Annotated in this window: 4 protein-coding genes; all 4 read left to right on the top strand. The window is 67.3% G+C overall.

Annotation, left to right across the window (positions count from 1 at the left end; genetic code table 11):
* Window positions 1-85: 85 nt before the first annotated feature.
* The 4 genes from BW981_RS22105 to BW981_RS22120 all read left to right on the top strand — a co-directional run bounded on the left by BW981_RS22105 (window position 86) and on the right by BW981_RS22120 (window position 3185).
* The gene (locus BW981_RS22105) at window positions 86-499 is read left to right on the top strand and encodes an IS66-like element accessory protein TnpA (RefSeq protein WP_160787689.1); all 414 of its coding nucleotides are present in this window, start codon (window positions 86-88) and stop codon (window positions 497-499) included.
* The gene (gene tnpB / locus BW981_RS22110) at window positions 496-843 is read left to right on the top strand and encodes an IS66 family insertion sequence element accessory protein TnpB (RefSeq protein ID WP_076443144.1); all 348 of its coding nucleotides are present in this window, start codon (window positions 496-498) and stop codon (window positions 841-843) included. Before BW981_RS22105 ends, tnpB begins: the two co-directional genes overlap by 4 nt.
* A 100-nt stretch (window positions 844-943) precedes the next feature.
* Window positions 944-2554, top strand: a complete 1611-nt coding sequence (locus tag BW981_RS22115; protein ID WP_076443146.1) for an IS66 family transposase — start codon at window positions 944-946, stop codon at window positions 2552-2554.
* The gene (locus BW981_RS22120) at window positions 2496-3185 is read left to right on the top strand and encodes a UPF0149 family protein (protein WP_076443148.1); all 690 of its coding nucleotides are present in this window, start codon (window positions 2496-2498) and stop codon (window positions 3183-3185) included. Before BW981_RS22115 ends, BW981_RS22120 begins: the two co-directional genes overlap by 59 nt.
* Window positions 3186-3223: the final 38 nt, after the last annotated feature.

Raw genomic sequence — 3223 nt, forward strand, 5'->3', positions numbered from 1 at the left:
GTAACCGTCCGGTCTCGGCCGCCTTGCGCGGTGGGCGGCATTTCCCGAACGGTGTGACCTTAAGTCTAGCTTTAAGGTCATGGCGATGGTTCGGGCTGAGGTTCTGGGCGCGATCGAGCGGCGGCGGCGCTGGCGCTATGAGGACAAGGTCCGGATCGTCGAGGAGAGTTTTTCGGCGGGTGTGACGGTGACGGATGTCGCGCGACGCAACGGGGTCGCGGCAAGCCTGGTTTTCACGTGGCGGCGTCAGGCGAAGCTGGGGCAGTTGGGCGGCGGCAGCCCAGCGCCGCTTCTGCTGCCCGTCGAACTGGCTCCTGTCGTGACCGACGTCCCGCCCACGTCGGCGTCCGAGGTTGCCTGCACAGAGCCCGCGCGCCGGAGCCGTCGTTTGTCCGGCATCATCGAGATTGCGCTCGGTTCTGGCCGCAGGCTGCGGGTCGACCGCGATGTCGACGCGGACGCGCTGCGGCGGGTGCTCGACGTGCTGGACCGGCGATGATCGCGATCCCTGCCGGGATGCGGGTCTATCTCGCGATGGGCCCGACGGATATGCGCAAGGGTTTCGACGGTCTGGCCGCTCTGGCGCAGCAGGCGCTGCAGCAGGATCCGTTCTCCGGCCACCTGTTCGTCTTTCGTGGCCGCCGGGGCGATCTTCTGAAGGTGTTGTACTGGGATGGACAAGGCTTCTGCCTGTTCGCCAAGCGATTGGAGAAGGGCCGCTTCATCTGGCCGGTGACGACCGACGGCGTGGTGCGGCTGACGCCGGCGCAGCTCTCCATGCTGCTGGAGGGGATCGATTGGCGCGCGCCGATTCGAACCGATCGCCCCAGCCTGGCGCTGTGAAGCGAGGTGCTTCGAGCCGATTCAGGACTGTGGTCCGCGGTCAAGATCGACCATGATTCAATGGCTTGGCCGCCGGCCTCGGGATAATCTCGAAAGGACCATGGCGAGCGCCTCCGCAGACCTTCCCGACGACGTGGCGACGCTTCAGGCGCTGCTGATCGCGGCACGGGCCGAGACGGCCGCCCATCTGCTCATGATCGAGAAGCTGAAGGCGCAACTGGCGAAGCTGCGCCGGATGCAGTTCGGGCAGTCGTCGGAGAAGCTCGACGCCGCCATCCACCAGTTGGAGCTGGCGCTCGAGGATGTCGAGGAGGGCACGGCGGCGCGGACGGTTCTGGAGCGCGCGGTCATGCCGGCAACTCCCGACACCCGGCAGCATCCGGTTCGTCGTCCCTTGCCCGATCATCTGCCGCGCGAGGAGATCGTGCATTGGCCAGCGGGCATCGCCGATGGCGATCTCGGCTGTGGTTGCCAGGCTTGCGGCGGACAGTTGCGCCGGCTCGGCCAGGACGAGACCGAGGTGCTGGAGCGCGTCACCCAGTTCAAGGTCGTCCGGCATATCCGCCCCAAGATCGTCTGCCGCCTGTGTGAAGCGATCGTGCAGGCGCCGATGCCGTCCCTGCCGATCGAGCGCGGGCGGCCGGGCCCTGGATTGCTCGCCCATGTGCTGGTGGCCAAGTATGCCGACCATCTGCCGCTGTACCGCCAGTCCGAGGTCTATGCCCGCGAAGGCGTCGATCTCGACCGTTCCACCCTGGCCGATTGGGTCGGATCGGCGGCGGCGCTGCTGACACCCCTGGCCGAGGCGATCGGCAAGCATGCCATGGCCGGGCGCGCGCTTCACGCCGACGACACGCCCGTGCCGGTGCTCGCCCCCGGGTTCGGCAAGACCGCGACGGGCCGCCTTTGGGTCTATGTCCGCGACGAGCGCCCCCATGCCGGAGATGCCGCGCCAGCCGTCCTCTATCGCTATACGCCGGATCGGAAGGGCGTGCGCCCGCAAGGCCATCTCCAGGGCTTCGCCGGATATCTCCACGCCGACGGATATGCCGGCTTCGACAAGCTCTATGCCGGCAGCCCCGGTAAGCGCGCCGCGATCGCCGAGGTCGCCTGCTGGGCCCATGTCCGGCGCAAGTTCTTCGATATCCACCAGGCCAACGCCTCGCCGGTCGCAGCCGAGGCCTTGCGCCGGATCGGGGAGCTCTACCAGGTCGAGGACGCCGTCCGTGGCCGCCCGCCCGACGAACGGCGACGATCGCGGCAGGAGCACGCCGTTCCACGGCTCGCCAATCTGCGGACCTGGTTCGACACGACCCTGCCCAAGCTGTCGGGCAAGAGTGAACTCGCCAGGGCGATCCGCTACGGCCTGTCGCGCTGGCCCGCGCTCACCCGCTATGCCGATCGCGGCGATCTGGAGATCGACAACAACGCCGCCGAGCGCGCGATCCGGCCGCTCGCCATCGGCCGCAAGAACTGGCTCTTCGCCGGTTCCGACAAGGGCGGCGAGCGCGCCGCCGTCATCTACACCCTGATCGGGACCGCCAGGCTCAATGGCCTTGATCCCCAGGCCTATCTCCGGGATGTTCTGGCCCGCATCGGCGACCATCCCATCAACCGCGTCGGTGAACTCGCCCCCTGGAACTGGACGAGCCATGCCCGGACTGTCGCGCCAACAGAAGCAGTTGTCGAAGGCGCTGCTGGACCTCGATGAAGAGGCGATGCTGATCGAGGAACTGGACGGCTTCATTGCCGGCCTCCTCGTCTGCCCGCAGATGATCCCTCCCAGCGCCTGGCTGCCATGGGTCTGGAACAGCGCCGACGCAAAGGGCGAGCCGGTGTTCGAGAGCCTCGACCACGCCAACAAGGTGATGGGCCTGGTGATGGCGTACTACAACGACGTCGCGCGCACGCTCTTCGACCAACCCGAGCGCTATGGTCCGATCGTCAGCATCGACAGGCGCAATGGCGAGATCCTGTGGGAGATCTGGATCGAAGGCTTCGAAAAGGCCGTCAAGCTGAAGCCCGAAGCCTGGGTGCCCCTCGCCACAGCCGATATCGAGGCCGCCAGGGCCTGGACCGGCCTGATGATGCTCGCCGATGTCGCCCGCCGCGATCCCCGCTTCTCCGACGAGCAAATCGACGCCATCACCGCCACCGCTCACGACAAGATCGCCGACTGGGTGATCGAACTCAACGACTGGCGCCTCGCCAACGCCGCCCCGGCGCCGACCATGACCACCCGATCAAACCCCTTCGCCGCTCCGGCTCAGAAGGTCGGGCGAAACGACCCGTGCCCCTGCGGCTCCGGCAAGAAACACAAAAAATGCTGCGGTCTCAACTGAGAGCGCTAAAGCTCACAGGGCCGAGACCGGACGGTTAC

The sequence above is a fragment of the Allobosea sp. TND4EK4 genome, assembly GCF_900156025.1.
In the GTDB taxonomy this organism is placed as follows: Bacteria; Pseudomonadota; Alphaproteobacteria; order Rhizobiales; family Beijerinckiaceae; genus Allobosea.